The sequence below is a fragment of the Micromonospora sp. NPDC048170 genome (assembly GCF_040652795.1).
Taxonomy (GTDB): domain Bacteria; phylum Actinomycetota; class Actinomycetes; order Mycobacteriales; family Micromonosporaceae; genus Micromonospora.
In genome coordinates this window covers 229070-254670 of the sequence record NZ_JBEZMR010000004.1, presented here as the reverse complement: position 1 = coordinate 254670, position 25601 = coordinate 229070, and the positions used below count along the sequence as shown (strand labels likewise).

Sequence of the window (25601 nt, the reverse complement as noted above, 5' to 3'; positions counted from 1 at the left end):
GCACTCCTCACTCCGAGGTCGTGCGGGCAGCACCCGCAGCAACCTCACTCGTGCACTTGAAGCCTGGTCATTTCAGGGACTTCATCGTGTGCTCATGTCGGTCGTCCTACCTTGCTAGCGACCCTCGCCCGGTCGGGCTGACCGGACGTAGTGGTTGGCGCATCGACGTGCTCCGCGAGCTCACCGTGGTCGGGGACCCCGGTGATGCGCAGCGCCCGCCCGAAGGCGCGCCGCCGAACCGCTTGCGCGAAGCAGGCCGGATCTGGGTGCATGTTCGCTCCCCGACCCGGCAGTCTGCGGGTCGGATCGGGTCGGAGGCTGTGACCAGCCTCGTCGCCGACCGCGACGATCCGCAGCAATTCGCTGGCCGGCGCACGTCGCCGGCAACCCACACAGGTGCGCTCCGGCAGCGCGCGTCGTACCACTGGAGAAAGTCTACCCCTAGGCGCCCGAGATCGCGCCGCCCGGCTCCGGGACGTGATCAGCTCCGCCCCGGCCGGCGGCACCAGCCTGCTCGGCGTCGGACCGGATGTCGATCCGCCAACCGGTCAGCCGGGCAGCAAGTCGGGCGTTCTGCCCCTCCCGGCCGATGGCGAGGGAGAGCTGGAAGTCCGGGACGGTGACCCTGGCGGTGCGGCTGGCCAGGTCGACCACCTCGACCCGCAGGGCCTTGGCCGGCGACAGGGCGTTGCCGACGAAGGTCGCCGGGTCGTCCGACCAGTCGATGATGTCGATCTTCTCGCCGTGCAGCTCGCTCATCACGGCGCGGACCCGCTGGCCCATCGGCCCGATGCAGGCGCCCTTGGCGTTGACGCCCGGGGCGGTGGAGCGGACCGCGATCTTCGTACGGTGACCCGCCTCACGTGCGATCGCGCCGATCTCGACCGTGCCGTCGGCGATCTCGGGCACCTCGAGCGCGAAGAGCTTCTTGACCAGCGCCGGGTGGGTCCGGGAGAGGGTGATCTGCGGCCCACGCATCCCCTTGGCCACGTGCACCACCACGCAGCGGATCCGCTCGCCGTGCTGGGGGCGCTCGCCGGGCACCTGCTCGGACTGGGGCAGGACGCCCTCCAGCTTGCCGAGGTCGACGCTGACGATGCCCTTCTCACTGCGCGCCTCGTGCGCCTGCACCACGCCGGTGACCAGGTCACCGTCGCGGCCGACGTACTCGCCGAAGTGCACCTCGTCGGTGGCCTCCCGCAGCCGCTGGAGGATCACCTGCTTGGCGGTCATGGCGGCGATCCGGCCGAAGTCGTGCGGGGTGTCGTCCCACTCCCGTACCACGGTGCCGTCGTCGTCCAGCTCCTGCGCGTAGACCAGGGCCGCGCCGGACTTACGGTCGATCTCCACCCGGGCGTGCGGTTCCGCCCCCTCGGTGTGCCGGTAGGCGGTCAGCAACGCGGTCTCGATCGCCGCGAGGATCGTGTCGAACGGGATCTCCCGCTCGCGCTCGAGTGCGCGCAGCGCCGCGAGGTCGATGTTCACCTCTCCTCGTCCTCCACATCATCTTCGTCGTCGAAGTCGTCGGTGTCGTCGGTGTCGTCCATGTCGTCGGGTTCGTCCGTCTCCTCGATCTCGTCGAGGCGGTTGAACTCGACCTGCACCCGGCCGGGGCCGAGCTCCGCGTACGTCCATGCGGCGCGGCCGGCGTCGGTCTCCAGCACCACGCGCTCGTCGTCGGCCTCGACCACGCGGCCGGTGACCTGCCGGTCGCCGGTGGGCTGCTCGGCGCGCTGGCCGGGCAGGGCGCCGGCGCCGCGGGCGGTCACCTTCACCAGCCGCCCGACGTTGCGCCGCCAGTGCCGGGGCAGGGTGAGCGGCCGGTCCACGCCGGGGGAGCTGACCTCCAGCTGGTACTCGCCGGCGACGATGTCGCCCCCGGCCTCCTCTGCCGCGTCGAGAGCTGCGGAGACGGCCCGGGAGACCACGGCGACGGCATCCAGGTTGATCCCGCCGTCGGCGTCCACGATCACCCGCACCACGTGCCGCCGTCCGGCCCGGGAGACGGAGAGGTCCTCCAGGTCGTAACCGGCGTCGGCGACCACCGGCTCGATCACCTCGCGTAGCCGGGCCCGCCGGGCGGCGAGGTCGCCGCGCGGGCCGCCGGCACGCTCCCCACCTCGTGGGGCGTCGGCGCGGCGGGGCCTCCCCGCCGGACCCGTCGGCCTCGTGGCACGGCCACGCTGCGTCATCTCCGCACCCCTCCTGCTGATCCACGGCACCGGTCGACCGCCATGCCGGCACGCCACCGGAGCTGACGCGCCGGTGGCTGTGCAGAGCGTAACGCGCCTGCCCGGCACCGGGCCGGGCGGCGCACCGACGCCGGTGGCCCACGTACGGCCGGCGATGGTGTTGACTTGTCCGGTGGCGACGGGCAGAACGACACAACACGGAGAAGCAACCGGGCATTCCCGGCGAAAGGTGCTGCGCGCCGGCGCGTTCCTGGCGTTCGGCGCCGCGACGGCACCCCTGACCGGCTGCGGCATCCTCGACCGCGACGACGATCCCGCGCCAGGCCCCGACCCGCTCACACCGCTGCTCGACGAGTCGCTCCGGCTCGCCGCCGGGCACCGGGACGCCGCCGCCGCGCACCCCACGCTCGCCGGCCTGCTCACCCCGATCGCCGAGGCGCACCACGCGCACGCCGCCGAGCTGGCCCGGGTGATCGGCGTACCGCTGCCCTCGGCGTCCGCCACGACCACCCCCGCGACGGCGGGCGACCCGGCGGCGGCGCGGGCCGCGCTGCGCGAGGAGGAACGCGCCGGCCGGGAGGCCGCGACCAAGGCCTGCGCGGCGGCACCGGCGGAGCGGGCCGCGCTGCTCGCCTCGATCGTCGCCGCCCGGGCCACGCACGTGGAGGCACTGAAGTGACCACACCGACACCGTCCGGGCCGGCCGGGGCGCTCGGCGCGGCACTGGCCGCCGAGTACGCCGCGATCTGGGCGTACGGACCCATCGGGGTGCGCCTCACCGGCGCGGCCCGGAGCGCCGCGAAGGAGGCGGAGGCCGCACACCGGCGTCGCCGCGACGACCTGATCATGCAGTTGAGCGCCGGCGGCGGGAGCGTACCGGCGGACCGGGCCGGCTACGCCCTGCCGTTCCCGGTCACCGACCGGGCGAGCGCGCTGCGGCTGGCCGTCGAGGTAGAGGAGCGCACGGCCGCGTTCTGGCGGGCGGCGGTGCCGGCCACCACCGGCGCCGACCGGGACAGGGCCCTCGCCGCCCTGGTCGAGTACGCCCTGCGGGCCACCCGCTGGCGGCGGACGGCCGGGATCACCCCGCTGACGGTGCCGTTCCCGGGCCGCCCCGCCTGACCTGTCGGCCCGCGTCACCCCCGCTCCGGTTGCGGGTCGCATACCAGGTATGCATACTCCGTTCCCATGTCCATCCGTCACGGGCTGCTCGCCCTGCTCGAACGCGGCCAGATGTACGGCTACCAGCTCCGCGCCGCGTTCGAGGAGTCGACCGGCTCGACCTGGCCGCTGAACATCGGGCAGGTCTACACCACCCTGTCCCGCCTGGAACGGGACGGGCTGGTCCGGTCGCTGCCCGAGAGCGAGGCCGGGCAGCGCCCGTACGAGATCACCGACGCCGGGCGGGCGGACCTGGCCCTGTGGTTCGCCACCCCGATCAGCCGCGCCGACCGGCCCCGCGACGAACTGGCGATCAAGCTGGCCCTCGCGCTGACCACCCCGGGGGTCGACGTGCGGTCCGTGGTGCAGACCCAGCGCAGCGCGACCATGCGGACGTTGCAGGAGTTGACCCGGCTGAAGTACGCCAGCGACCGCCCGGAGGACCTGCCGTGGCGGCTGGTGCTGGACGCCATGGTCTTCCAGGCCGAGGCCGAGGTGCGCTGGCTGGACCACTGCGAGACCAGCCTGGTGCGCTACCGTCCGGCAGGGACCGGCCACGCCCCGACGACGCCTGCCGAGGCGGTGGACCGGGCCGACGAGGAGGCGCGACGGTGAGCACGGGGAACGGGCCGGCGGGCGGGGGCCCGACCACGCCGGTGCTCGACGTCCGCGACGTGCACCGCACCCACGGCACCGGCCCGGCGGCGGTGCACGCGCTGCGCGGGGTGAGCCTCGCCGTCCGGCCCGGGGAACTCGTCGCCGTGATGGGACCGTCCGGCTCGGGGAAGTCGACCCTGCTCGCCCTGGCCGGCGGGCTGGACGGCCCGACCGCGGGCGAGGTGTTCGTGGAGGGGGAGTCGCTCGGCGCCCTGGACCGGCGCCGGCTGGCCCAGGTGCGCCGCCGCCGGATCGGCTACGTCTTCCAGGATCTCAACCTGCTCGGCAGCCTCAGCGCGGTGGAGAACGTCGCCCTCCCCCTCGAACTCGACGGGACGGGCGTCCGGCGGGCCCGCCGCCTGGCGCTGGACGCGCTGACCGAGGTGGGCCTGTCCGAGCTGGGCGACCGCTTCCCCGACCAGCTCTCCGGCGGGCAGCAGCAGCGGGTGGCGATCGCCCGCGCGCTCGTCGGGGAGCGCCGGCTGGTGCTCGCCGACGAACCGACCGGGGCACTGGACTCGCAGACCGGCGAGGCCGTGCTGCACCTGCTGCGCCGACGGGTCGACGCCGGGGCCGCCGCCGTGCTGGTCACCCACGAGGCGCGGCACGCCGCCTGGGCCGACCGGGTGGTCTTCCTCCGCGACGGGGTGCTGGTCGACTCGACGGCCCCGCTGGGCAGTGTGGAGCAACTGCTGAGCGGCAGCGGTCGGTGAGCGCGGGCCGGGGCGGCCGGCTCGCCCAGGCGGCCGGATCCTGGTGGGCCGCGCTGCGGATCGCCCGGCGGGAGGCGCGGCGGGCACGGGGGCGTACGGCGCTGGTGCTGGCGATGATCACGCTTCCGGTGCTGGTGCTGACCTTCACCGCGGTGAGCTGGCGGATGTCCGAGCTGACTCCGGCCGAGCAGACCGAGCGGCAACTCGGAGCCGCCGACGCGGAGCTGCGCTGGGTGCAGCGGAACCCGATCGTGCAGAGCCCCTGGGGCGACGGCTGGCACGCCGACCGGGAGGACGCGCTCCCGGCCGGGGCCGTCACCGCCGAACAGGTGACCGCCCTGCTGCCGGCCGGAAGCCGGGTGCTGCCGCTGCGCCGGTGGGTGTCGTTCGACGCCCGGGTCGGCGGGCGGGTCGAGGACACGATCGCGGGACGCGCCGTGGACCTCACGGACCCGCTCGGGCGGGGGCTGGTCCGGTTCCACTCGGGGCGGGCTCCCGCCGGGCCGGACGAGATCGCGGCCAGCCCGGCCGCGCTGCGCCGCCTCGACGTACGCCTCGGTGACACCGTCACCTCCGCCGACGGCACCCGGTCCTGGCGGGTGGTCGGGGTGGTCGAGTACCCCGACGACCTGGGCTCGGTGGTGACGCTGCACCCGACGGCGGGGCGGATGGAGACCGAGCCGGACACGAGCTGGCTGGTCGACCTGCCCGGGGCGGCCGACGAGGGGCTGTTCCGCCGGCTCAACGCGCACGGCATCGTGATGCACGCCCGTACCCCCGCACCGTTCTCGGACGACGTCACGTTTCCGTCCGGCGGCCTCCCCCCGGTAGACGTGGAGGGGATGAGCATCTCGGTGCTCGTCGGCGGGCTGGGGCTGCTGGAGGTGGTGCTGCTCGTCGGGCCGGCGTTCGCGGTCGGCGTACGACGGCGACGCCGGGACCTCGCGCTGGTCGCGGTGGCCGGCGGGGACGACGCGCACCTGCGCCGGATCGTGCTGGCCGACGGCGTGGTGCTGGGCGCCCTCGGCGCCACGGTCGGGGTCACGCTCGGCGTCGCCGCCGCGTTCGCCGGCCGCTCGCTGGTGGAGCAGTACGTCTACGGCGCGCGCTTCGGCGGGTACCGCTGCTGGCCGGAGGCCCTCGCGGTGATCGCGGCCGTCGCGGTGCTGGCCGGGGTGCTGGCCGCGCTGGCCCCGGCCTGGACGGCTGCCCGGCAGAACGTGGTGGCGGGGCTGGCCGGCCGACGCACCCCGCCGACGCACCGGCGTCGCTGGCTGGCCGCGGGGGTGGCCCTGGCCGTCGGCGGGGCCGCGGTCGCCGCGTTCGGGGCGGCCCGCACGGCGCCGGCGGTGATCCTCGCCGGCATCGTCCTCGGCGAGTTGGGGCTGGTCTTCGCCACTCCGACGCTGGTCGGCCTGCTCGCCCGGCTCGGGCGGTCGCTGCCGCTGGCTCCCCGGATCGCGCTGCGCGACGCCAGCCGCAACCGGTCGTCGACCGCCCCGGCGATCTCGGCGGTGATGGCGGCGGTCGCCGGCAGCGTCGCCATCGGCGTGTACCTGGCCAGCGACGAGGCCCGGTCGGCCGCGATGTACGAGCCGGCCCTGCCGTCCGGCACCGTCCTGGTGACCAGCCAGTACACGGACGGCCCACCGGCCCTGCCCCCGGTCGCCGAGGCGGCCCGCACCCACCTGGGGGCCCGGGCGGTGGTACCCCTCACGGAGGCCGGCTGCGGCCCGGACGCCGGTCTGTGCGCGGTCTCGCCGGTGCTGCCGGTCGACCGCGCCTGCCCGTGGGTGCCGACCGACCAGCTGAGCGCGGCGCAGCAGCGGCAGGCCCGCGCGGACGCCCGCTGCCGCACGGGACCGGAGGACCACTTCGGCGCGTACTTCCACGTCGTGGTGGACGACGGGACGACGCTGCCGGTGCTCACCGGCGCCGCCCCCGCCGACGTCGCGGCCGCCACCGCCGTGCTGCGGGCCGGCGGCGTGGTGGTGACCGACCCGCGCTACGTGGTGGACGGGCGCGTCGACATCGCGGTGACCCACTCCGGGCAGGACCGGCCGGGCGCCCCGACGACCACCACCGTCGCCGGGTACCCGCTGTCCACCGGGCTCGGCGTGGACCGGCTGCTGATGTCCCGGCCGGCCGCCGAGCGACTCGGGCTCACCATCCGCCCGCTCGGCTGGGCGTTCACCGCGGACGGCGTTTCCGACGAGGACCGGCAGGACCGGTTCCTCGCCGCCCTGCGCCCGCTCGGCGTACAGGTGGAGGTCGAGCGGGGCGACCCGACGGAGGCGGGACGCCCGCTGCTGCTCCTGCTGGCCGCCGCGGCCGGGGTGATCACCGTGGGCGCCGCCGGCATCGCCACCGGCCTGGCCGCGGCCGAGGGGCGGGCGGACCTGTCCACCCTCGCGGCGGTCGGCGCCGGCCCGGGGCTGCGCCGGCTGCTCTCGCTCTGCCAGTCCGGGGTGATCGCCGTGCTGGGCTGCGTGCTCGGCATCGTCGCCGGCCTCGGCTCCGCGCTGATCATCCTGACCGCCCTCAACCGCCGGTACGCCGACCTGTGGCCGGTCTCGGAGCCGTACCCGGTGGTGGTCCCGTGGGCCACACTCGGCGTCCTGGTGGTGGTGCCACTGGTCGCGATGCTCGGCGCGGGGCTCTTCACCCGGTCCCGGCTGCGGGTCGAGCGACGTCTCGACTGACAGGCCGGCAGCGGGCACACTGGTTGCCGTGCCCGTACTGGGAACCCTCACCCGCCGTGTCGGTCACCACCGCTGGTTCGGCGCCGCCGTCCGCCTGCTCGTCCCCGCCGACCGGATGGTCGGGCGGCTCACCCGGGGGCGGGTGGTCGCGCTCGGGCTCATCCCGTCGCTGGTCATCACGACCACCGGTCGCCGCTCCGGCAGGCCACGCAGCAATCCGCTGCTCTACGTGCCCGACGGCGACGCGTACGTGGTGGTCGGTTCCAACTTCGGCCAGGCCCAACAGCCCGGTTGGGCGATGAACCTGCGCGCCGATCCCGCCGCCGAGGTGGCCGTCAAGGGCCGCCGCGTGCCGGTACGCGCCCAGGTCGCCACCGGCGCCGAACGGGACCGGCTCTGGAGGCTGCTGGTCGCCGAGTGGCCCGCCTACCTGGCGTACGCCCAGCGCGCCGGCGGCCGCGAGATCTTCGTCTTCCGGCTGGAGCCCACCGGGCGCGGCGGGCCGGGCGGGCCGACCACCCGCGACTAGGGTGGGCACCCTCGGCGGCTGACCGGGCCCGCTCTCAGCCGAGGCCGCCCTGCACGCCGATGAGGGTGCCGACGAGATACGTGGCACCGGCCGCCGCCGCGCCGAGCAGGAGTTGGCGCAGGCCGCCGGACCACCAGGCCCGGGCGGTGAACCGGGCGACCACCGCCCCGGCCACGAAGAGCCCCAGCCCGCCGACCGCGAGCGCCAGCCACAGGCTCGTCGCGCCGAACAGGTAGGTCAGCAGCGGCACCAGCGCCCCGACCGAGAAGAACAGGAACGACGAGATCGCCGCCGCCCACGGGCTCGGCTGCTCGTCCGGGTCGACGCCGAGCTCCTCCCGGACGTGCACCCGCAGCGCCTCCTCCGGGTTGCGCCGGACGGCCTGCGCGACCTCCACGGCGAGGTCGCGCGGCAGCCCCCGGGCGATCCACGCCTCGGCCAGCTCGCGCGCCTCGGCCTCGGGGTGCCGCTCCAGCTCGCGGCGTTCCTTGGCGACCTCGGCCGCGACCTGCTCGTTGGCCGAGCGGACGCTGGTGTACTCCCCCAGCCCCATCGAGATGGCGCCGGCGACCAGGCCGGCCACGCCGGTGAGCACGACGCTGCGGGGCGACACCCCGCCACCGGCCACCCCGGCGATCAGTGCGATGTTGGTGACCAGGCCGTCCATCGCCCCGAAGACGGCGGGGCGCAGCCAGCCTCCGGAGACGTCCGCGTGGTGCGCCTCCCGCAGCGCCGCGGGGGTGTCCGTCACGGCAGTGTGAGGATCTCGTGACCGTCCTCGGTCACCACGATGGTGTGTTCGAACTGGGCCGTCCACCGGCGGTCCTTCGTCACCACGGTCCAGCCGTCGTCCCACATGTCGTACTGGTAGGTGCCGAGGGTGATCATCGGCTCGATGGTGAACGTCATCCCCGGCTCCATCACGTCCGTGGGGCGGGGGCTGTCGTAGTGCGGCACGTAGAGCCCGCTGTGGAAGGCCTCGCCGATGCCGTGGCCGGTGAAGTCGCGCACGACGCCGTAGCCGAAGCGCTTCGCGTACGACTCGATGACCCGACCGATCACGTTGATCTGGCGGCCCGGGGCGACCGCGCGGATGCCGCGCATCATCGCCTCGTGGGTGCGCTCGACCAGCAGCCGGGCCTCCTCGCCGACCTCACCCACGCAGAAGGTGGCGTCCGTGTCGCCGTGCACCCCGTCGAGGTACGCGGTGACGTCGACGTTGATGATGTCGCCGTCGGCGAGCACGGTGGAGTCCGGGATGCCGTGGCAGATCACCTCGTTGAGGCTGGTGCAGCAGGACTTGGGGAAGCCCTTGTAGCCCAGCGTCGACGGGTAGGCGCCGTGGTCGCAGAGGAACTCGTGCACGACCCGGTCGATCTCGTCGGTGGTCACACCGGGCTTGCAGTGCTCGCCCGCGAGCTGGGTGGCCTGCGCGGCGAGCCGGCCGGCGACCCGCATCTTCTCGATGGTCTCCGGGGTCTGCACGTGCGAGCCCTGCCACTGGAGGGGACGCTTCTTGCCCACGTACTCCGGGCGGACGATGTGGGCGGGCACGGGCCGCAACGGGGAGAGCGTGCCTGGGGTCAGCGGCGCACGGACGGTCATGACGCGAGTTTATCGCCGCGAGCGTCGTCGCCCCCGCCACCGCCCACCGGGAGCTGTTGTTGCCGTGCCTGGCCCGCTGTGCCATTGTGGCTCCGTGGATCACGGGGGTGGTACTTCTCCCGTCTTCTCCGCCAGCGCGGAGATCGACGGCGGCCACCTCCGTGTCCTGGTGACCGGCGAGGTCGACATGGCCACCGCCGACGTCATGTTCTCCACCGCGCTGCGGGAGCCCGCCGAGCGGTTGACGCTCGACCTCCGGGCGGTCACCTTCTTCGACTCGGCGGCGATCCACGCCGTGGTCCGGCTGGCCCAGCATTTCCCCGACGCGCTCACCGTGCTGCCGTCGCGGCAGGTCCACCGGGTGCTGGACATCTCCGGCCTGGGTGACCAGGCCTGGCTCCGCCCGGCCTGAGCCCGGGCCCCGGGCCGTCAGGCCGACCCGCGGCCCGTCGGGACGGCCCGCGTCGCACGGTCACTCAGTCCGCCAGCCGCCGGCGCAGCGTCACCTCGGTCCCCTCGGCGGTACGGATCACCGACAGCTCCCCCAGCGCCTCGATCAGGGCCAGCCCCCGGCCCCGGAAGCCCGAGCCCGTCGACTCCCGCCACCGGCCGCTGTCGCGTACGGTGGCGACCACCGTGCGGTCGGAGATGGTCACCTCGACGCTGATCGTCGGCTCGGCCGGCTCGACCGGGTGCTCGATGGCGTTGGCGGCGGCCTCGGAGACGGCGACGGTCAGGTCGAACAGGTCCGTCTCGGTGACCCGGTGCGCGACGAGGAAGTCCTCCAGCCGCTTGCGCAGCAGGCTGAGCCGGGTGGGGTCGGCCGGCAGCCGCAGCGTGAACCGGTTGAGTTCCGCCGCCTCCAGCGCGAGCACCGCGACGTCGTCGCGCAGGGGCCGCCCGGCGACCCGTTCCACCACGGCGTCGATCAGGTCGGCCACGTGCTCGCCGGGCGTGGCCGCGTCCTCGCGGAGGCGGGTCAGCGCGGCGTCGATGCCGAGCTGCCGGTCCTCGATCAGCCCGTCGGTGTAGAGCAGCAGCCGACTTCCGGCGGTCAGCTCCCCCTCGACCGTCCGGTAGGTCGTGTCGGGGATCGCCCCGACCGGCGGCCCGAGCGCCCGGTCGTGCAGAAACGCCACGTCGTCTCCTCGGATCAGAAGGGGGGACGGGTGACCGGCGCTGGCGTACCGCAACCGGCCGGTGCGGGGACTGAACCACAGGCAGAACACGGTCGCGAAGGAGCGGCCCTCGGTCGAGCCGACGAGCCGGTTGAGCCGGGTCAGCGACTCACCGGGATCGAAGCCCTCCAGGACGTACGCCCGCAGCGCGTTGCGGAGCTGGCCCATCGCCGCGGCTGCGGGGACGCCCTTGCCGACCACGTCGCCGATCGCCAGCACGAGCTCGTCGTCGCAGCGGGCGATGACGTCGTACCAGTCCCCGCCGACCTCCACGTCGGCGCTGCCCGGCAGGTAGCGGCTGGCCACCACGGCGCCCGGCAGCTGCGGCAGCGACCGGGGCAGCAGGCTGTGTTGGAGCGTGGTGGCGATGCGGTGCTCGGCCTCGTAGAGCTGGGCGTTCTCCAGCCGCACGCCGACCAGCCGGGCGAGCTGGGTGAGCGCGGCCTCGTCGGTGGGGGTCCCGTCGCCGTCCGGGCGCCAGACCCGCAGTTCGCCGAGCGGTTCGCCGGCGGTGCCGGTCAGCGGCAGCACGAAGGACGGCTCGATCGAGGTCAGCCCGCCGCCGTCGGCCTCGAAGCGCATCCCGGTGGCCGAGACCACCACCCGGGCGGCCTCGGCGAGGCTCAGGGCGTGCCGCGCGGCGACCTGGAGGACGTCGGCCGTGGAGCGGGCCGTGTTGACCGCGACCGCCGCGTCGGCCAGGGCCCGCAGCCCACGGATGATCTGGCCGCGGAGCTGGCCCAGCTCGACGTTGGCCCGTACCCGGGCGATCAGCTCCTGGCCCGAGAAGGGCTTGGTGAGGTAGTCGTCGGCGCCGACCGCGAGCCCGGCGACCTCCTCGGCGGAGCCGGCCCGGGCGGAGAGCAGCACGATCGGCACGTGCCGGGTACGCGGATCCGCGCGCAACGCCGCGACCAGCCCGAACCCGTCCAGCCGGGGCATCATCACGTCGGTCAGCACCAGGTCGAACGCCCCGTCGACGGCGTGCCGCAGCGCTTCCACGCCGTCAGTGACCGCGACCACCTCCCACGACGGGGAGAGCAGCCGGCTGACGTGCTCGCGCAGGTCGGCGTTGTCGTCGGCGACCAGGATCCGGCCGGCGGCACCGGCCCTCCGGCCCGCGTCGACGTCGTCGGCCGATCCGGCGGCGCCGGTCCAGAGCGCCGTCTCCGCGACGTAGAGGTCGGCCTGCGCCAGCTCGCCCCGCACCGGGGGGCCGGCGTCGGCGACCCGTTCGGCCGGCAGGTGCCCGGCGCCGAACGGGACCGTCACCGTGAACGTGCTGCCCTCGTCGACGCGACTGCGTACGGCCACCTCACCGCCGTGCATCCCGACCAGCTCGCGGACCAGCGCCAGGCCGATCCCCGTGCCCTCGTGGCTGCGCGACCGCGCCCCCGGCACCCGGTGGAAGCGCTCGAAGACCTGCGGCAGCTCCTCCGGCACGATGCCGACGCCGGTGTCGGTGACCTCCAGCCTGGCTGCCCCGCCGACCGCGCGGATCCGCACCCGGATCTCGCCGTCGAAGGTGTACTTCACCGCGTTCGAGAGCAGGTTGAGCAGGACCTTCTCCCACATGTCCCGGTCCACGAAGACCGGCGCCGGCAGCGGCGGGCAGTCCACGACCAGACGCAGCCCGGCCCGCTGGGTGGCCGACCGGAACGTGCTCGCCAGGCGGGAGGTGTAGTCGGCGAGGTCGGTGGGCTGGTAGCGGGCGGCCAGCCGCCCGGACTCCAGCCGGGAGAAGTCGAGCACCGTGTTCACCAGCTTGAGCAGCCGCAGCGCGTTGCGGTGCATGGTGGTGAGCCGGTCCGTGTACGCCTCGGGCAGCGCCGGGTCGGCCAGCAGGTCCTCCAGCGGGCCGAGCACCAGGGTCAGCGGCGTGCGGAACTCGTGGCTGACGTTGGCGAAGAAGTTGGTCTTGGCCCGGTCGAGGGCGGCCAGTTCGGCGGCGCGGGTGCGTTCCTGCTCGTACGCCTGCTGCCGGCCGACGGCCCGGGAGATCTGTGCGGCGACCAGGTCGAAGAAGTCCCGGTACTCGTCGGTGAGCGGCTGCCGGCGGGCGACGCCGACCGCCAGCGTGCCGACGATCTCGTTCCCGGCGGTGATCGGCAGCACCAGCGCCTGCCCGGTCGCGTCGGCCGGCGCCCCGGCGAGCAGGTCCGTCACGGCGACGGTGGCGGCGGTGCCGGCGGCGGCGACCTCGGCGAGCGGCGTCGGCGAGGGCGCGGTGGTCGTCCGGGCCTCGACCCCGCTGCACCCGGCCAACGCGAGGTTGCCGGCCCCGTCGAGCAGGTGCACCAGCGCGAACGGCACGTCCGGGCGGTGCCGGTCGAGCACCGCCGCGGCGACCCGGCCGAGTTCGGCCCTGCTGTCCACCTCGGCGAGTTCGGTACCCAGCTCCGCCAGCAGCCGCAGCCGGCGTTCCCCGACCACCCGTCCCGTGGTCTCGTTGACGATGCAGAAGACGCCGTCGACGGTGCCGTCGGCGCCCAGGATCGGGTCGTAGGAGACGTCGAAGTACGTGTCCTCCAGGAACCCGTGGCGGTCGAGCAGGAAGGGGTGGTTCTCCGCCCGGTACGACCGGCCGTCGCGGCGCACGCCCGCCAGCAGCGGCCCGAGCACGCTCCAGGTCTCCGCCCAGTGCTCCCGGGCCGGTCGGCCCAGCACGTCCGGGTGCTTGCCGCCGATGGTGGGGCGGTAGGCGTCGTTGTAGAAGGCCAGCTCGTCCTCGCCCCAGAACATGACGATCTGCGCGCTGGAGGCGAGCATCGTGCTGATCGCCGAGCAGAGCGCCGACGGCCAGCGGTCGGGGGTGCCCAGCGCGGTGGTGGACCAGTCGACGCGGCCCATCCGTTCGCCCATCGCGCCGCCGCTGGCGAAGGCCGCGGCCAGCAACGGGGGGAACTCTCCCGCGCGGAAAGGGCCGGCAGAGCAACCCTCGTCCACGCCCCCCTGGGCCGAGCTCATAGTTCCTCCCCGCTCCGGCCGTCACCGCCTCGAACCGGGTGGGTCCAACCGGCCGTGCCCCGCTTGGTACCCCGACGGACGAGCAACGTAACGCATGCCAGCCGGGGTGCGCTGGTTACGTCCGCCGCACCCGGTCGTCACCTTCCCGACAGCGGCGTTCCGCGACCGTGCCGGGCAGCCCGGCCTCCCAGCTCTCCCCGCTCTCCCAGCTCTCCCAGCTCTCCCCGGGCGGCGCGGACCAGCGCGGCGATCGGCCGGGGATCGGGCTCGTTCTCCGGGTGCCACTGCACCCCGAGCAGAAAGGGTCGGCGCGGATCCTCGACCGCCTCGACCACCCCGTCGTCGGACCAGCCGGTCACCGTCAGCCGGCCCGCGTCGGCCACCGCCTGGTGGTGGTAGGAGTTGACCCGCCCCACGCCCGCCATCACCCGCGCGGCCAGGCTGCCCGGGGCGAAGCGCACGCCGTGCCCGCCGTAGACGCCGGGGGCGGGGCGGTGCAGGTCGTGCCCCACCAGGTCCGGCAGGTGCTGGTGCAGCGCCCCACCGGCGGCGACCGCGAGCAGCTGCATCCCCCGGCAGACGCCGAGCACCGGCAGGTCGGTGTCGAGCGCGGCGCTCAGCAGGGTCAGCTCGCCCGCGTCGCGCCCGGGCCGGCTCTCGGTGCGGGGCCCGGCCGGCTGGCCGTACCGGGCCGCGTCGACGTCCGCGCCGCCGGCCAGGAGCAGCCCGTCGAGCACCCGCAGCACGTCCGCGTCGCGGTCGTCGGGGGGCAGCACCACCGCCCGGCCGCCGGCCGTGGTGACCGCCCGGACGTACGCCTCGGGCACCAGCACCGCCGGCACGTCCCGCCACACCGCCCAGGCGACGGGTTCGACGTACGCGGTGATCCCGATCAGTGGCCGGCTCACAGCGGGGTGACGTACGCGCCGGTGATGCCGCCGTCCACGACGAACTGCGCGGCGGTCATGAAGGACGAGTCGTCGCTGGCCAGGAACGCCACCGCGGCGGCGATCTCCTCCGGCTCGCCGAACCGCCCCATCGGCACGTGCACCAGCCGGCGGGCGGCCCGCTCCGGATCGGCGGCGAACAGCTCCAGCAGCAGCGGGGTGGCGACCGGGCCGGGACAGAGCGCGTTGACCCGGATGCCCTCCCGGGCGAACTGCACGCCCAGCTCCCTGGTCATCGCCAGCACCCCGCCCTTGCTCGCCGTGTACGCGATCTGCGAGGTGGCCGCCCCCATCAGCGCCACGAACGAGGCGGTGTTGATGATCGAGCCCCGGCCCTGCCGGCGCATGTGCGGAATGACGTGCTTGCAGCAGAGGTAGACGCTCGTGGTGTTGACCCGCAGCACCCGCTCCCAGGCGTCCAGCCCCGTCTCCAGGATGGAGTCGTCCTCCGGCGGGGAGATGCCGGCGTTGTTGAACGCCACGTCGATCCGGCCGTGCCGCTCGGCCACCCCGTCGAAGAGCTCCCGCACGGCCGCCTCGTCGGCGACGTCCGTGGCGACGAACTCACCCCCGACCTCGTCGGCGGCCCGCCCCCCGGCCTCCGCGTCGACGTCCACACAGACCACCCGGGCCCCCTCGGCGGCGAACCGCCGCACGGTGGCCAGCCCGATCCCGCTGCCCGCTCCGGTGACCACGGCCACCCGGTCCTCAAGACGACCCCGCACCTGATCACTCCTCCGTTGCGATGAACACGTTCTTGACGTCGGTGAAGGCGTGCAGCGCGTCCGGGCCCAGCTCGCGGCCCAGCCCGGAGCGCTTCATCCCGCCGAACGGCGTCCAGTACCGCACCGAGGAGTGCGAGTTGACGCTCAGGTTGCCCGCCTCCACGGCCCGCGCCACCCGCACCGCCCGGCCCACGTCCCGGGTCCAGATCGAGCCGGACAGCCCGTACTCGGTGTCGTTGGCGAGCCGGATCGCGTCGGCCTCGTCGTCGAACGGGAGCACCGAGACGACCGGGCCGAAGATCTCCTCGCGCCAGTGCCGGTCCGCGGGCGAGTCGGTGAGCAGCACCGTCGGGGCGTACCAGAAGCCGGGGCCGTCGGGGCAGGAGCCGGAGAACGCCACCCTCGCGCCGTCGACGTACCCGGCCACCCGGTCCCGCTGGGCGGCGGAGATCAACGGGCCCATCTCGGCGGTCTCCCGGGCCGGGTCCTCCACCCGCAGCGCGCGCACCGCCGGTTCGAGCAACTCCAGAAACCGGTCGTACGCCGGCCGCTGGACCAGGATCCGGGACCGGGCGCAGCAGTCCTGCCCGGCGTTGTCGAAGACGGCGTACGGGGCGGTGGCCGCCGCCCGCTCCAGGTCGGCGTCGGCGAAGACGAGGTTGGCGCTCTTGCCACCCAGCTCCAGGGTCAGCCGCTTCACTCCGACGGCACAGCCGGCCATGATCCGGGTGCCGACCTCGGTGGAGCCGGTGAAGCAGACCTTGCGTACCGCGGGATGGGTGACGAACCGTTCCCCCACCACGGACCCTCGGCCCGGCAGCACGGTGAACACGTCGTCGGGTACGCCCGCCTCGCGCGCCAACTCGGCCAGGCGCAACGCGGTGAGCGGGGTCAGCTCGGCGGGCTTCAGCACGACGGTGTTGCCGGCCGCGAGCGCCGGCGCGAAGCCCCAGGCGGCGATCGGCATCGGGAAGTTCCACGGCACGATCACCCCGACCACGCCGAGCGGCTCGTGGAACGTCACGTCCAGCCCGCCCGGCACCGGAATCTGGTGCCCGGTCAGCCGCTCCGGCGCTCCCGCGTAGTAGTCGAGGACGTCCCGGACGTTGCCCGCCTCCCACCGCGCGTTGCCGATCGTGTGCCCGCAGTTGCGTACCTCCAGGTGCGCCAGCTCCGCCAGGTGCGCGTCGACCACCGCCGCGAACCGCCGCAGCACCCGCGCCCGCTCCCCCGGTGCCACCCTCCGCCACCGCTCGAACGCCGTGTGGGCCCGCCCGATCGCGGCATCCGTCCCGCCAACCGAGGTCGAGGCCACCTCCCCCAGCACCGCCCCGGTAGCCGGATCAACGACCTGCACCACATCCACCCCTCTCCCTGACCCTCCGCCCGTGGCTGGTCGGACACGAGCCGGACCCGGCCGGCCGCCACCCCTCCCCTGCCCCCTCACCCCGCTCCCGCCCTCACCCCACGCGCGCCCCCGTTCCCGCGATCTTGCAGTTATCGCCCCCACAAAGGCGACATACTCCACGTTTCGAGGGCGCAAAGTGCAAGATCGCGGGGGGCGAGGGGCACAAAGTGCAAGATCGCGGGGGTGAGGGGCGCAAAGTGCAAGATCGCGGGAGGGCGGGGTGGTCAGAGGCGTTCGAAGCCACGGATCAGCTCCCAGTCCGTCACGGCCGCGTCGTAGGACGTCAGTTCGGTCTGCGCCTGGTTGGCGTAGTGGGCCACCACCTCGTCGCCGAATGCCTCGGCGGCCACCGTCGAGCCCGCCCAGAGCCCCAGGGCGTCGCGCAGCGTGCCGGGGACCCGGTCGGCGCTCGGGTCGTCGTACGCGTTGCCGGTGCACTCCCCGCCCAGCTCAAGCTCCCGCTCGATGCCGTGCACCGCACCGGCCACCAGTGCGGCGATGGCCAGGTACGGGTTCACGTCCGCCCCCGGCACCCGGTTCTCCACCCGCATGCCCTGCCCGTGCCCGACCAGCCGCAGCGCGCAGGTGCGGTTGTCCGTGCCCCAGCGCAGCGCGGTGGGCGCGAACGATCCGGGCTGGTAGCGCTTGTACGAGTTGATGTTCGGCGCGAACAGGAGGCTGAACTCGCGCATGGTGGCCAGCAGCCCGGCGAGCACCCGCCGCCCCGTCACCGACAGTTGCGCCGGCCCGTCGCCGAGCAGCGCCGACCGGCCGTCGGCGTCGCGCAGCGAGAAGTGGATGTGGCAGGAGTTGCCCTCCCGCGCGTTCGGCTTGGCCATGAAGGTGATCGACATGCCCTCCTGGGCGGCGATCTCCTTCGCCCCGTTCTTGTAGATGACGTGGTGGTCCGCGCAGGCCACCGCCTCGTCGTAGCGGAAGGTGATCTCGTGCTGGCCGAGGTTGCACTCCCCCTTCGCGCTCTCCGGGGCGAGCCCCGCCCCGGCCATCTCCCGGCGGATGCGGCGCAGCAGCGGCTCCACCCGGGCGGTGCCGAGCAGCGAGTAGTCGACGTTGTACTGGTTGGCCGGGGTGAGGTCGCGGTAGCCGCGCCGCCAGGCGTCCTCGTACGAGTCGCGGAACAGCACGAACTCCAGTTCCGTGCCGGCGTACGCGGTCAGCCCGTGCGCGGCCAGCCGGTCGAGTTGCCGGCGCAGGATCTGCCGGGGTGAGGCGACCACCGGGCCGGACCCGTCCAGCCACGCCAGGTCGGCCAGGAGCAGCGCGCTCCCCGGCTGCCAGGGCACCCGGCGCAGCGTGTCGAGGTCCGGCACCATGGCGAAGTCGCCGTAGCCGCGTTCCCAGCTCGACATCGCGTACCCGTCGACGGTGTTCATGTCCACGTCGACGGCCAGCAGGTAGCTGCACCCCTCGCTGCCGTGCGCGACCACCTGGTCGAGGAAGTAGGGAGCGTGGAAGCGCTTGCCCTGCAACCGGCCCTGCATGTCGGCCAGGGCCAGCACCACGGTGTCGATCTCGCCCTCGGCGACGGCGACCCGCAGCTGTTCCAACGTGAGCGGAGCTTTCCTCATCAGCGGGCCTCCATCACCAAGGTCTACTGGCTAACCGGATGACCGTCAATGCCCTGCCCGGCATCCCGACAACCACCCGGGCCGCCGGTGTTGCCGGACGTGCCCTGTCGAGCTGCCCCATCTGTGAGACTGGCCCGCCCGGGCGGAGCGCCCTGGGCAGCGCGGAGCGCACCGCCCCGCGGGGCAACTCGACAGGCGGCGCGGAGCGCCCCGCCACGTGGGGCAGCTCGACGGGCCGACGGAGGGCGCACAACCCCGCTCCCGGTCCGCCTGGAGCGCAGGGTCTACCGGTCGGGCGACCGGGCAAATTGCATTGCCGTGCCGACGCGTACGCCGCATGCTTGAGCCCGTGACCAGGCCCGATCGCGACGGGCCACCGCCGGGGCGCTCGGACCGCACCGGCACCGCGGCGGCGCGGGGCACGTCACCTCTCTCTCACCAGTACGGCGCTGCGCCGTACCCGACGCCCGCCCCGCGTCGCCGCACTCACCACCGCGCCTCAGGCCAGCAGCAGACCGGCGACCCAGAGCGCCGCCACGAGCAGGCCGGCGAGGAACTCGACCAACATGGCCAGGCCGGCCGCCGCCACCGCCTGCCTCGTCGCCGGCCAGGCCAGCCGGGAGTCACCGAGCCGCAACCGCTCGGCCGCCCACACCCCGCCGACGAAGCCGAGCACCAGCCCGATCACCGGGATCACGAAGAAGCCGACCAGCCCCAGCAGGCCACCGGCGAGCAGCGACGAGGTGGGCACTCCGGTGCGTTTCAGGTTCCGTCCCGGCCAGGCGTACTTGACGACGGTGCCGCCGGCGGCGACCACGGTGGCGGCGGCGAGCACGACCCAGCGGCCGGGCCCGGCGCCGCCGAAGACCGCCCAGACCAGCACCCCGCCCCAGCACAGCGGCAGCGCCGGCAGGCCGGGCACCACCACGCCGGCGAGCCCGGCGAGGATCGCCAACCCGGCGAGTACGGCCACCACCGCCTCGGTGTCCGTCAGGCTCACGTCGTCGGTCCCCGAACATCGCCGCGCAGCCGGGCGGTGATCTCCGCCGCGGGCGCGGGTGGGCCGAAGAACCGCCCCTGCCCGGTGTCGCAGCGCAGCGCGCGCAGCCGCTCGGCCTGCACCCCGGTCTCCACCGCCTCGGCCGTCACCCACAGTTCCAGCGCGTGCGCCAACCGGACCAGCGCGTCCACGATCCGCTCGTCCCGGTGGTCGGCCGCCGCCTCGACGTCCTCGCCCCGGATGCCCTCGACGAACGGCCCGGCCAGCTTCAGGCAGTGGATCGGCAGCCGCCGCAGGTACGCCAGGTTGGAGTAGCCGGTGCCGAAGTCGTCGATCGCCAGCCGTACGCCGAGGGCCGCCAGCCGGTGCAGCGACCGCAGCGGCTCCCCGGCGGTGCCCATCACCGCGCTCTCGGTCAGCTCCAGTTGCAGCAGTTCCGCCGGCAGCCCGGTGGTGGCCAGCGCGTCGGCGACGGTGTCCACGATTCCCGGGTCGTCGGCCTGCCGGGCGGCCAGGTTGACACTGACCACCAGCCGGGCCCGGGGGAACTCGCGCCGCCAGGCCTCCGCGTCCCGGCAGGCCTGCCGCAGCACCCACTCGCCGAGCCGGACGATCAGGCCGGTCTCCTCGGCCAGGCCGATGAACCGGTCCGGCCCGATCAGCCCCAGCTCCGGATGCTGCCACCGGACCAGCGCCTCAACGGCCAGCATCGTGCCCTCCAGCAGGGACACGATCGGCTGGTAGTGCACCACGAACTCGCCCCGGTCCAGCGCTGCCGGCAGCCCGGCGGCCAGGGCGGAGCGGGCAATGTCCCGGGCGCCGCGCTCCGGGTCGTAGACCGCCCACCGGCCCCGGCCCTCCGCCTTCGCCCAGTAGAGCGTGGTGTCGGCGGCCTTCATCAGCTCCGAGGCGCTCGTCCCGCCGACCGGGCACTCGACGATGCCGACACTCGCCGACACCGCGAGCTGGTGCTCGCCGATGCGGACCGGGGCGGAGACCGCGGCCAGGGTCGACTCGGCGACCTCCACCAGATCGTCGATGCCGGCCCCGTCGTCAACCAGGATGACGAACTCGTCCCCGCCCATCCGGGCGACGAGGTGGCCCCGGCCGGCGACGCTCTCGGCCAGCCGCCGGGCGATCACCACGAGCAGCCGGTCGCCGAGGTCGTGGCCGAGGCTGTCGTTGACCGCCTTGAAGCCGTCCAGGTCGAGGAAGCAGACCCCGACCCGGTGGGCCGCGTCGGCGACGTCGAAGACCCGGCCCAGCGTCTCGAAGAACAGGGTCCGGTTGGGCAGGCCGGTGAGCGGGTCGTGCAGGGCCTGGAAACGCAGCCGCTGCTGGAGTTCGTACCGCTCCGTGATGTCCTCGATCATCGCGACGGTGAACCGGGGCCGGCCGTCGTCGTGGCGGATGAGCGAGACGGACAGGTCCGTCCAGACGACGCTGCCGTCCTTGCGGTAGTAGCGCTTCTCCACCCGGGCCCGGTCCTGCTTGCCCTCGATCATTTCCTGGTAGAGCTCCCACATCCCGGCCGCGTCGTCGGCGTGGAACAGCGAGGCCACGTTGGTCTGCCGCAACTCCTCGATGGAGTAGCCGAGCATGCCCGCGAACGCCTGGTTGACGTCGATGATCTGACCGTCGACGCCGGCGATGCCGATCCCGGTGGCCGCACCCACGAAGACCGCCCGGAACCGGGCCTCACTGTCCCGCAGGGCCTGTTCCACCTCGTCGCGGGCCTGCCAGGCCGAGCGGGCGATCCGCTCCTGCTGGGCGAAGGTGCGGTCCCGCAGCGCCCGGGCGAAGCCGGCGGCGAGCGCGCCCTGCAACGCCGCGACCCGTCCGGCCGTCTCGTCGGAGTGGGCCAGATGCGGGAGTACCCGGGCGGCGAGCCGGTCGCCGAGGGCGTGCACCGACCAGTCGAGCACCCGGGGCTCGGTCAGGTGCTCCTCGACCAGCGCGCGCCCGACCTCCTCGGCCGGCAGGGGCGAGAACGGCTCGGCGAGCAGGGCCTGGGCCAGCCGGACGGCGTGCAGGTGCAGCAGGCGCTCGGTCTCGACCGCGCTGAGCGGCACGAACCCGAGCCGGCGCACCGCCCGGGCCCACTCGGCCGCGTACCGCTGGGCGCCCGACCGGCTGAGGTCGTCGCCGCCGGGCTCCGGGACGGCGGCCATCGGATCAGGCGGCGGGCTGGTCGTACCGGGCGACGCCGCCGAAGGCGCCGAACCGCTCCGGGTGCTCGTCCACGTCCGAGGGCGAGTCGGGACGCCACAGCGGCATGTGCACCACGCCCGGCTCCAGGATCGTCCAGTCGCCGAAGAAGCTCGTCACCTCGGCCCGGGAGCGCAGTGTGATCTCGGTGTCGGTGCGCGCCGAGAGGCGCTGGGCGTCGAGCATCTCCTGCGGCTGGTCCTCGAACGTCGAGTGCGAGATGACCAGGTAGCTGCCGGGGGCGGCGGCGGCCCGCAGGGTGGCGAGGATGTCACCGGGACGGTCGGCGGCCGGGACGAAGTGCACCACCCCGGCGAGCAGGATGCCCATCGGCCGGCTGAAGTCGAGCAGGGCCAGGTCACGCGCCTCGGCCAGGATCCGCTCCGGCTCGCGCAGGTCGGCGTGGATCACCCCGGTCAGCTCGTTGTCGGCCAGCAGTTCCCGGCTGTGCGCCACCGCGACCGGGTCGATGTCGACGTAGACCACGCGGGCCTTGGGGTTGGCCGTCTGGGCGACCTCGTGCACGTTGCCGACGGTCGGGATACCGGAGCCGATGTCGAGGAACTGGTCGATGCCGGCGTCGAGCAGCGTCCGCACGGCCCGGCGGAGGAACTCGCGGCCGGCGCGCATCGTCGCCGCCAGGTTTGGAGTCATGCTGGCGATCTGCTCGGCGAGCTGCCGGTCGATCTCGAAGTTGTGCGCCCCGCCGAGGAAGTAGTCGTACACGCGGGCCGCGCTCGGCCGGGAGAGGTCGATCTCGGCGGGAAGTCCGTCCGGCATCTGCACTGCTGCACCCCAAGTCTTCGCCGCGGTGCGGGAGGGAACCGGTGTCGGGGCGCTCGGGGCACTCGACGCACCGGCCGACCCGCGGGTCGTGTGGTGCCCACCACTCTAGGCTGCGAACTCCCCGCTCCGGGAGATCCCATGACCCACTTCGTCGGCCCTTCCGGCGCCTGTCGCGGACCTGACACCGAACACGGGCGGCTTCGTGGCCCCGGCCCACCGCCGGGGCCACGGCTCCGGGTCAGGCGGCTTCGAGCAGCAGTGAGATGCCCTGACCGACGCCGACACACATGGTGGCGAGGGCCCGCCGGCCGCCCCTGCGGCGCAGCTCCAGCGCGGCCGTCAGCGCCAGCCGGGCGCCGCTGGCCCCGAGCGGGTGCCCGAGCGCGATCGCCCCGCCGTTCGGGTTGACGTGCTCGGCGTCGGTGGGCAGGCCCAGCTCGCGCAGCACCGCGACGGACTGCGCGGCGAACGCCTCGTTCAGCTCGATCACGTCGACCGCGTCCAGGCCGAGGCCGAGGCGGTCGAGCAGCTTGCGGGTGGCCGGCACCGGCCCGACGCCCATCACCCGCGGTGGTACGCCGGCCGCGGCGGCACCGGCGATCCGGGCCAGCGGGGTCAGGTGGTGGCGGGCGACGGCCGCCTCGGAGGCGACCAGCAGCGCCACCGCGCCGTCGTTGACGCCCGAGGAGTTGCCGGCGGTCACGGTGCCGCCCTCACGGAACGGGGTGGGCAGCGCGGCGAGCTTCTCCAGCGAGGTCTCCCGCGGGTGCTCGTCGACCTCGACCAGCTTCGTCTCGCGCCGCCCCGCCGGCACGGTCACTCCCACGATCTCCTCGGCGAACCGCCCGTCGGCCTGCGCCTTCGCGGCCCGCTGCTGCGACCGGTACGCGAACTCGTCCTGCTCGGCGCGGCCGACACCGTACTCGGCGGCGACGTTCTCCGCCGTCTCCGGCATCGAGTCGATGCCCCAGTGCTTCTTCATCAGCGGGTTGACCAGCCGCCAGCCGATGGTGGTGTCGTAGACCTCGGCGTTGCGGGAGAACGGGGTCGTCGCCTTCGGCAGCACGAACGGGGCGCGGCTCATGCTCTCCACCCCGCCGGCCACCACGAGGTCGGCCTCGCCCGCGACGACGGACCGGGCGGCGATGGCGAGGGCGTCCAGGCCGGAGCCGCAGAGCCGGTTGACCGTGCTGCCGGGCACCTCCTCGGGCAGCCCGCCGAGCAGGGCCGCCATCCGGGCCACGTTGCGGTTGTCCTCGCCGGCCTGGTTGGCGCAGCCCAGGATCACGTCGTCCACCCGCGCCCAGTCCACGGACGGGTGCCGGGCGACCAGCTCGCGGATCACGTGGGCGGCCAGGTTGTCGGGGCGGACGCCGGCGAGAGCGCCGGCGTACCGGCCGATCGGGGTGCGGACACCGGCCACCAGGTATGCCACGGTCATCGGCGCGATCCTTCGGGGGTGGGAAGGGGCGGGAACGGACGGCCCCGGGTCCCGGAGACGCCCGGGCGCCAGGATATCCACGCCTCCGGCGGATAGGTTGGCGGCATGGCCCGGGCCCAGTTCAGCGCAGAGACCAGCGACGGCGGCGCGTTCGTCCGCCAGCCCAACCGGTTCACCGGTCGGGTCACCCCGCACTCGACATCCCCACCGGGCGGCGGGCCGGACGAGCAGGGCCGCTGGCCGCTGGAGCCGGGCCGCTACCGGCTGATCTGGTGCCGGGCCTGCCCGTGGGCGCACCGGGCCCGGATCGTACGCGGGCTGCTGGGCCTGGAGGACGCGATCTCCCTCGGCACGGTCGACCCGATCCGCGACGAGCAGGGCTGGCGGTTCAGCCTCGACCCCGACGGGTTCGACCCGGTGCTCGGCATCGGCTTCCTCTCCGAGGCGTACCTGGCCACCGACCCCGACTACACCGGGCGGGTCACCGTGCCGGCGCTGGTCGACACGCGCACCGGCCGGGTGGTCACCAACGACTATCCGCAGCTCACCCTCGACCTCTCCACCGAGTGGCGCAGGCTGCACAAGCCGGACGCACCGGACCTCTACCCGGTCGAGCTGCGCCCGGAGCTGGACGCCCTGATGGCGGAGATCCACCGGGACGTGAACAACGGCGTCTACCGGTGCGGCTTCGCCACCTCCCAGGCCGCGTACGACGAGGCGTTCACGGCGCTCTTCGCCCGGCTCGACGCGCTGTCGGAGCGGCTGGCGGGCCGGCGCTACCTGATGGGAGACGCGATCACCGAGGCCGACGTGCGGCTGTTCACCACCCTGGTCCGCTTCGACGTGGCGTACCACGGGCACTTCAAGTGCAACCGGCAGAAGCTCACCGAGTTGCCGGTGCTCTGGGCGTACGCGCGGGACCTGTTCCAGACCCCGGGCTTCGGCGAGACGGTCGACTTCGACCACATCAAGCGGCACTACTACGCCACCCACCGGGAGATCAACCCGACGGGGATCGTCCCGCTCGGCCCCGACACCTCCGGCTGGACGACGCCGCACGGGCGTGGCTGAGCGACGCCGGGCCGGCCCGACCACCACCGCGCCCCGGGCCGCCGCCGCGTCGGCCTCCACCGCCTGCGTCGTCGCGGGCGCGGTCATGGTGACCGTCGCCGTGGTCGCCGGTCCCGGCCCGGGTCTGACGGGGTACGTCAGCGAGGCGGGCGTCACCGACAGCGCGTACGCCCCGGCGTACCGGATCGGGGTCTTCGCCCTGGCGGTCGGGGTGCTGCTGCTCGCCGCGGCGCTGCCCCCGGTGCTGCGGGCGGCGGCGGCACTGCTCGGGGCCGGCAGCGTCTTCGCGCTGGTCTCCGGGGCGGTGGCGTGCAGTGCGGGCTGCCCCCTGCCGCCGTTCGAGCGGGCCACCACGGCGGACCTGGTCCACGGCGGGGCGAGCATCCTCGCGGTGGCCGCGGTGGTCCTGGCGATGCTGGCGACCACGTTCACCCTGGCCGCCCCGTCGGCGCTGCGCCGGCTGGCCGCGGTTGCCGTGGTGGTGGCCCTGCCGCTGGCGGGCGCGACCGCCGTGGCCCTGGTCACCGTCGGGCGCGGCAGCCTGATCGCGGTCCTGGAGCGGCTGCTGCTGCTGGTGGCCGTCCTCTGGGGCGCCGCCACCGCCACCACCATCGCCCTCCGCCGGTAAGGAAGGGCCCCTGTTGACGCGCCTGCGGTATGGGAAGGGCCCCTTCCTTACCTCTGGTGTAAGGAGCGTCACGGGGTCGGATCCTTCCGCAGCA

General features: G+C 74.4%; 23 protein-coding genes. 9 read left to right on the top strand and 14 right to left on the bottom strand.

Annotation, left to right across the window (positions count from 1 at the left end):
- Positions 1 to 92 precede the first annotated feature (92 nt).
- Genes AB0D32_RS09710 through rimP form a run of 3 tightly spaced genes read right to left on the bottom strand, consistent with a single transcriptional unit; the run spans position 93 to position 2192 of the window.
- A complete protein-coding gene (locus AB0D32_RS09710) occupies positions 93 to 425 on the bottom strand; it encodes a YlxR family protein (RefSeq protein WP_357087036.1) in 333 nt (110 codons plus the stop codon).
- A 16-nt stretch (positions 426 to 441) separates the two neighbouring features.
- Positions 442 to 1485: a transcription termination factor NusA gene (gene nusA / locus AB0D32_RS09705; protein WP_357087034.1), complete on the bottom strand. Its 1044-nt coding sequence runs from the start codon at positions 1483 to 1485 to the stop codon at positions 442 to 444.
- The gene (rimP, locus tag AB0D32_RS09700) at positions 1482 to 2192 is read right to left on the bottom strand and encodes a ribosome maturation factor RimP (protein ID WP_357087031.1); all 711 of its coding nucleotides are present in this window, start codon (positions 2190 to 2192) and stop codon (positions 1482 to 1484) included. The genes nusA and rimP overlap by 4 nt, the downstream gene beginning before the upstream one ends.
- Before the next feature lie 229 nt (positions 2193 to 2421).
- On the opposite strand from rimP, the gene AB0D32_RS09695 reads away from it, so the two are divergent.
- The 6 genes from AB0D32_RS09695 (at position 2422) to AB0D32_RS09670 (ending at position 7954) form a co-directional block, all read left to right on the top strand.
- Positions 2422 to 2871: a hypothetical protein gene (locus tag AB0D32_RS09695; protein ID WP_357087436.1), complete on the top strand. Its 450-nt coding sequence runs from the start codon at positions 2422 to 2424 to the stop codon at positions 2869 to 2871.
- Positions 2868 to 3314: a ferritin-like domain-containing protein gene (locus AB0D32_RS09690; RefSeq protein WP_357087028.1), complete on the top strand. Its 447-nt coding sequence runs from the start codon at positions 2868 to 2870 to the stop codon at positions 3312 to 3314. Before AB0D32_RS09695 ends, AB0D32_RS09690 begins: the two co-directional genes overlap by 4 nt.
- Before the next feature lie 66 nt (positions 3315 to 3380).
- Complete coding sequence (locus tag AB0D32_RS09685; RefSeq protein ID WP_357087026.1) at positions 3381 to 3968, top strand: PadR family transcriptional regulator; 588 nt, start codon at positions 3381 to 3383, stop codon at positions 3966 to 3968.
- On the top strand, positions 3965 to 4723 hold the full coding sequence (locus AB0D32_RS09680; protein ID WP_357087023.1) for an ABC transporter ATP-binding protein: 759 nt from the start codon (positions 3965 to 3967) through the stop codon (positions 4721 to 4723). Before AB0D32_RS09685 ends, AB0D32_RS09680 begins: the two co-directional genes overlap by 4 nt.
- Entirely contained in the window at positions 4720 to 7425 is a 2706-nt protein-coding gene (locus AB0D32_RS09675; RefSeq protein ID WP_357087021.1) for an FtsX-like permease family protein, read from the top strand. Before AB0D32_RS09680 ends, AB0D32_RS09675 begins: the two co-directional genes overlap by 4 nt.
- Positions 7426 to 7453: 28 nt before the next feature.
- Positions 7454 to 7954 carry a nitroreductase/quinone reductase family protein gene (locus tag AB0D32_RS09670; protein WP_357087018.1) on the top strand — a complete coding sequence of 167 codons (501 nt, stop codon included), beginning with the start codon at positions 7454 to 7456 and terminating at the stop codon, positions 7952 to 7954.
- A gap of 34 nt (positions 7955 to 7988) precedes the next feature.
- On the opposite strand, the gene AB0D32_RS09665 is transcribed toward AB0D32_RS09670, so the two are convergent.
- Positions 7989 to 8705, bottom strand: a complete 717-nt coding sequence (locus AB0D32_RS09665) for a VIT1/CCC1 transporter family protein (protein WP_357087015.1) — start codon at positions 8703 to 8705, stop codon at positions 7989 to 7991.
- Positions 8702 to 9559, bottom strand: a complete 858-nt coding sequence (map, locus tag AB0D32_RS09660; protein WP_357087012.1) for a type I methionyl aminopeptidase — start codon at positions 9557 to 9559, stop codon at positions 8702 to 8704. Before map ends, AB0D32_RS09665 begins: the two co-directional genes overlap by 4 nt.
- A gap of 94 nt (positions 9560 to 9653) precedes the next feature.
- Between map and AB0D32_RS09655 the strand changes: the two genes are divergently transcribed.
- Entirely contained in the window at positions 9654 to 9971 is a 318-nt protein-coding gene (locus AB0D32_RS09655; protein ID WP_357087010.1) for an STAS domain-containing protein, read from the top strand.
- A gap of 64 nt (positions 9972 to 10035) precedes the next feature.
- Here the strand turns inward: AB0D32_RS09655 and AB0D32_RS09650 are convergent, their stop codons facing one another.
- The 9 genes from AB0D32_RS09650 to pcaF form a co-directional block, all read right to left on the bottom strand.
- A complete protein-coding gene (locus AB0D32_RS09650; protein WP_357087007.1) occupies positions 10036 to 13704 on the bottom strand; it encodes a SpoIIE family protein phosphatase in 3669 nt (1222 codons plus the stop codon).
- Positions 13705 to 13841: 137 nt separating this feature from the next.
- Positions 13842 to 14612 carry a gamma-glutamyl-gamma-aminobutyrate hydrolase family protein gene (locus tag AB0D32_RS09645; protein ID WP_357087005.1) on the bottom strand — a complete coding sequence of 257 codons (771 nt, stop codon included), beginning with the start codon at positions 14610 to 14612 and terminating at the stop codon, positions 13842 to 13844.
- Positions 14609 to 15376, bottom strand: coding sequence for a 3-oxoacyl-ACP reductase (locus AB0D32_RS09640; RefSeq protein WP_357087003.1), 768 nt, complete (start codon positions 15374 to 15376; stop codon positions 14609 to 14611). The genes AB0D32_RS09645 and AB0D32_RS09640 overlap by 4 nt, the downstream gene beginning before the upstream one ends.
- A 4-nt stretch (positions 15377 to 15380) precedes the next feature.
- Positions 15381 to 16736, bottom strand: a complete 1356-nt coding sequence (locus AB0D32_RS09635; RefSeq protein WP_357087433.1) for an aldehyde dehydrogenase family protein — start codon at positions 16734 to 16736, stop codon at positions 15381 to 15383.
- A 272-nt stretch (positions 16737 to 17008) separates the two neighbouring features.
- On the bottom strand, positions 17009 to 18373 hold the full coding sequence (locus AB0D32_RS09630; RefSeq protein ID WP_357087001.1) for a glutamine synthetase family protein: 1365 nt from the start codon (positions 18371 to 18373) through the stop codon (positions 17009 to 17011).
- Positions 18374 to 18872: 499 nt separating this feature from the next.
- Positions 18873 to 19373, bottom strand: a complete 501-nt coding sequence (locus tag AB0D32_RS09625; RefSeq protein ID WP_357086997.1) for a DUF456 domain-containing protein — start codon at positions 19371 to 19373, stop codon at positions 18873 to 18875.
- Positions 19370 to 21544: an EAL domain-containing protein gene (locus AB0D32_RS09620; RefSeq protein WP_357086994.1), complete on the bottom strand. Its 2175-nt coding sequence runs from the start codon at positions 21542 to 21544 to the stop codon at positions 19370 to 19372. The genes AB0D32_RS09625 and AB0D32_RS09620 overlap by 4 nt, the downstream gene beginning before the upstream one ends.
- 4 nt (positions 21545 to 21548) lie before the next feature.
- Positions 21549 to 22367, bottom strand: a complete 819-nt coding sequence (locus AB0D32_RS09615) for an SAM-dependent methyltransferase (RefSeq protein ID WP_357086992.1) — start codon at positions 22365 to 22367, stop codon at positions 21549 to 21551.
- A gap of 238 nt (positions 22368 to 22605) precedes the next feature.
- Positions 22606 to 23808 carry a 3-oxoadipyl-CoA thiolase gene (gene pcaF, locus AB0D32_RS09610; protein ID WP_357086988.1) on the bottom strand — a complete coding sequence of 401 codons (1203 nt, stop codon included), beginning with the start codon at positions 23806 to 23808 and terminating at the stop codon, positions 22606 to 22608.
- A gap of 105 nt (positions 23809 to 23913) precedes the next feature.
- Here pcaF and AB0D32_RS09605 point away from each other — a divergent pair, with 105 nt between their 5' ends.
- A complete protein-coding gene (locus tag AB0D32_RS09605; protein WP_357086985.1) occupies positions 23914 to 24879 on the top strand; it encodes a glutathione S-transferase C-terminal domain-containing protein in 966 nt (321 codons plus the stop codon).
- The gene (locus AB0D32_RS09600; protein WP_357086982.1) at positions 24872 to 25507 is read left to right on the top strand and encodes a DUF998 domain-containing protein; all 636 of its coding nucleotides are present in this window, start codon (positions 24872 to 24874) and stop codon (positions 25505 to 25507) included. Before AB0D32_RS09605 ends, AB0D32_RS09600 begins: the two co-directional genes overlap by 8 nt.
- Positions 25508 to 25601: the final 94 nt, after the last annotated feature.

Excerpts from the sequence above, each read along its gene's own strand:
- pcaF (WP_357086988.1), bottom strand. The coding sequence starts at position 23,808 with ATGACCGTGGCATACCTGGTGGCCGGTGTCCGCACCCCGATCGGCCGG.
- AB0D32_RS09650 (WP_357087007.1), bottom strand. The coding sequence starts at position 13,704 with ATGAGCTCGGCCCAGGGGGGCGTGGACGAGGGTTGCTCTGCCGGCCCT.
- AB0D32_RS09685 (WP_357087026.1), top strand. The coding sequence starts at position 3,381 with ATGTCCATCCGTCACGGGCTGCTCGCCCTGCTCGAACGCGGCCAGATG.
- AB0D32_RS09605 (WP_357086985.1), top strand. The coding sequence starts at position 23,914 with ATGGCCCGGGCCCAGTTCAGCGCAGAGACCAGCGACGGCGGCGCGTTC.
- AB0D32_RS09620 (WP_357086994.1), bottom strand. The coding sequence starts at position 21,544 with ATGGCCGCCGTCCCGGAGCCCGGCGGCGACGACCTCAGCCGGTCGGGC.
- AB0D32_RS09630 (WP_357087001.1), bottom strand. The coding sequence starts at position 18,373 with ATGAGGAAAGCTCCGCTCACGTTGGAACAGCTGCGGGTCGCCGTCGCC.
- map (WP_357087012.1), bottom strand. The coding sequence starts at position 9,559 with ATGACCGTCCGTGCGCCGCTGACCCCAGGCACGCTCTCCCCGTTGCGG.
- rimP (WP_357087031.1), bottom strand. The coding sequence starts at position 2,192 with ATGACGCAGCGTGGCCGTGCCACGAGGCCGACGGGTCCGGCGGGGAGG.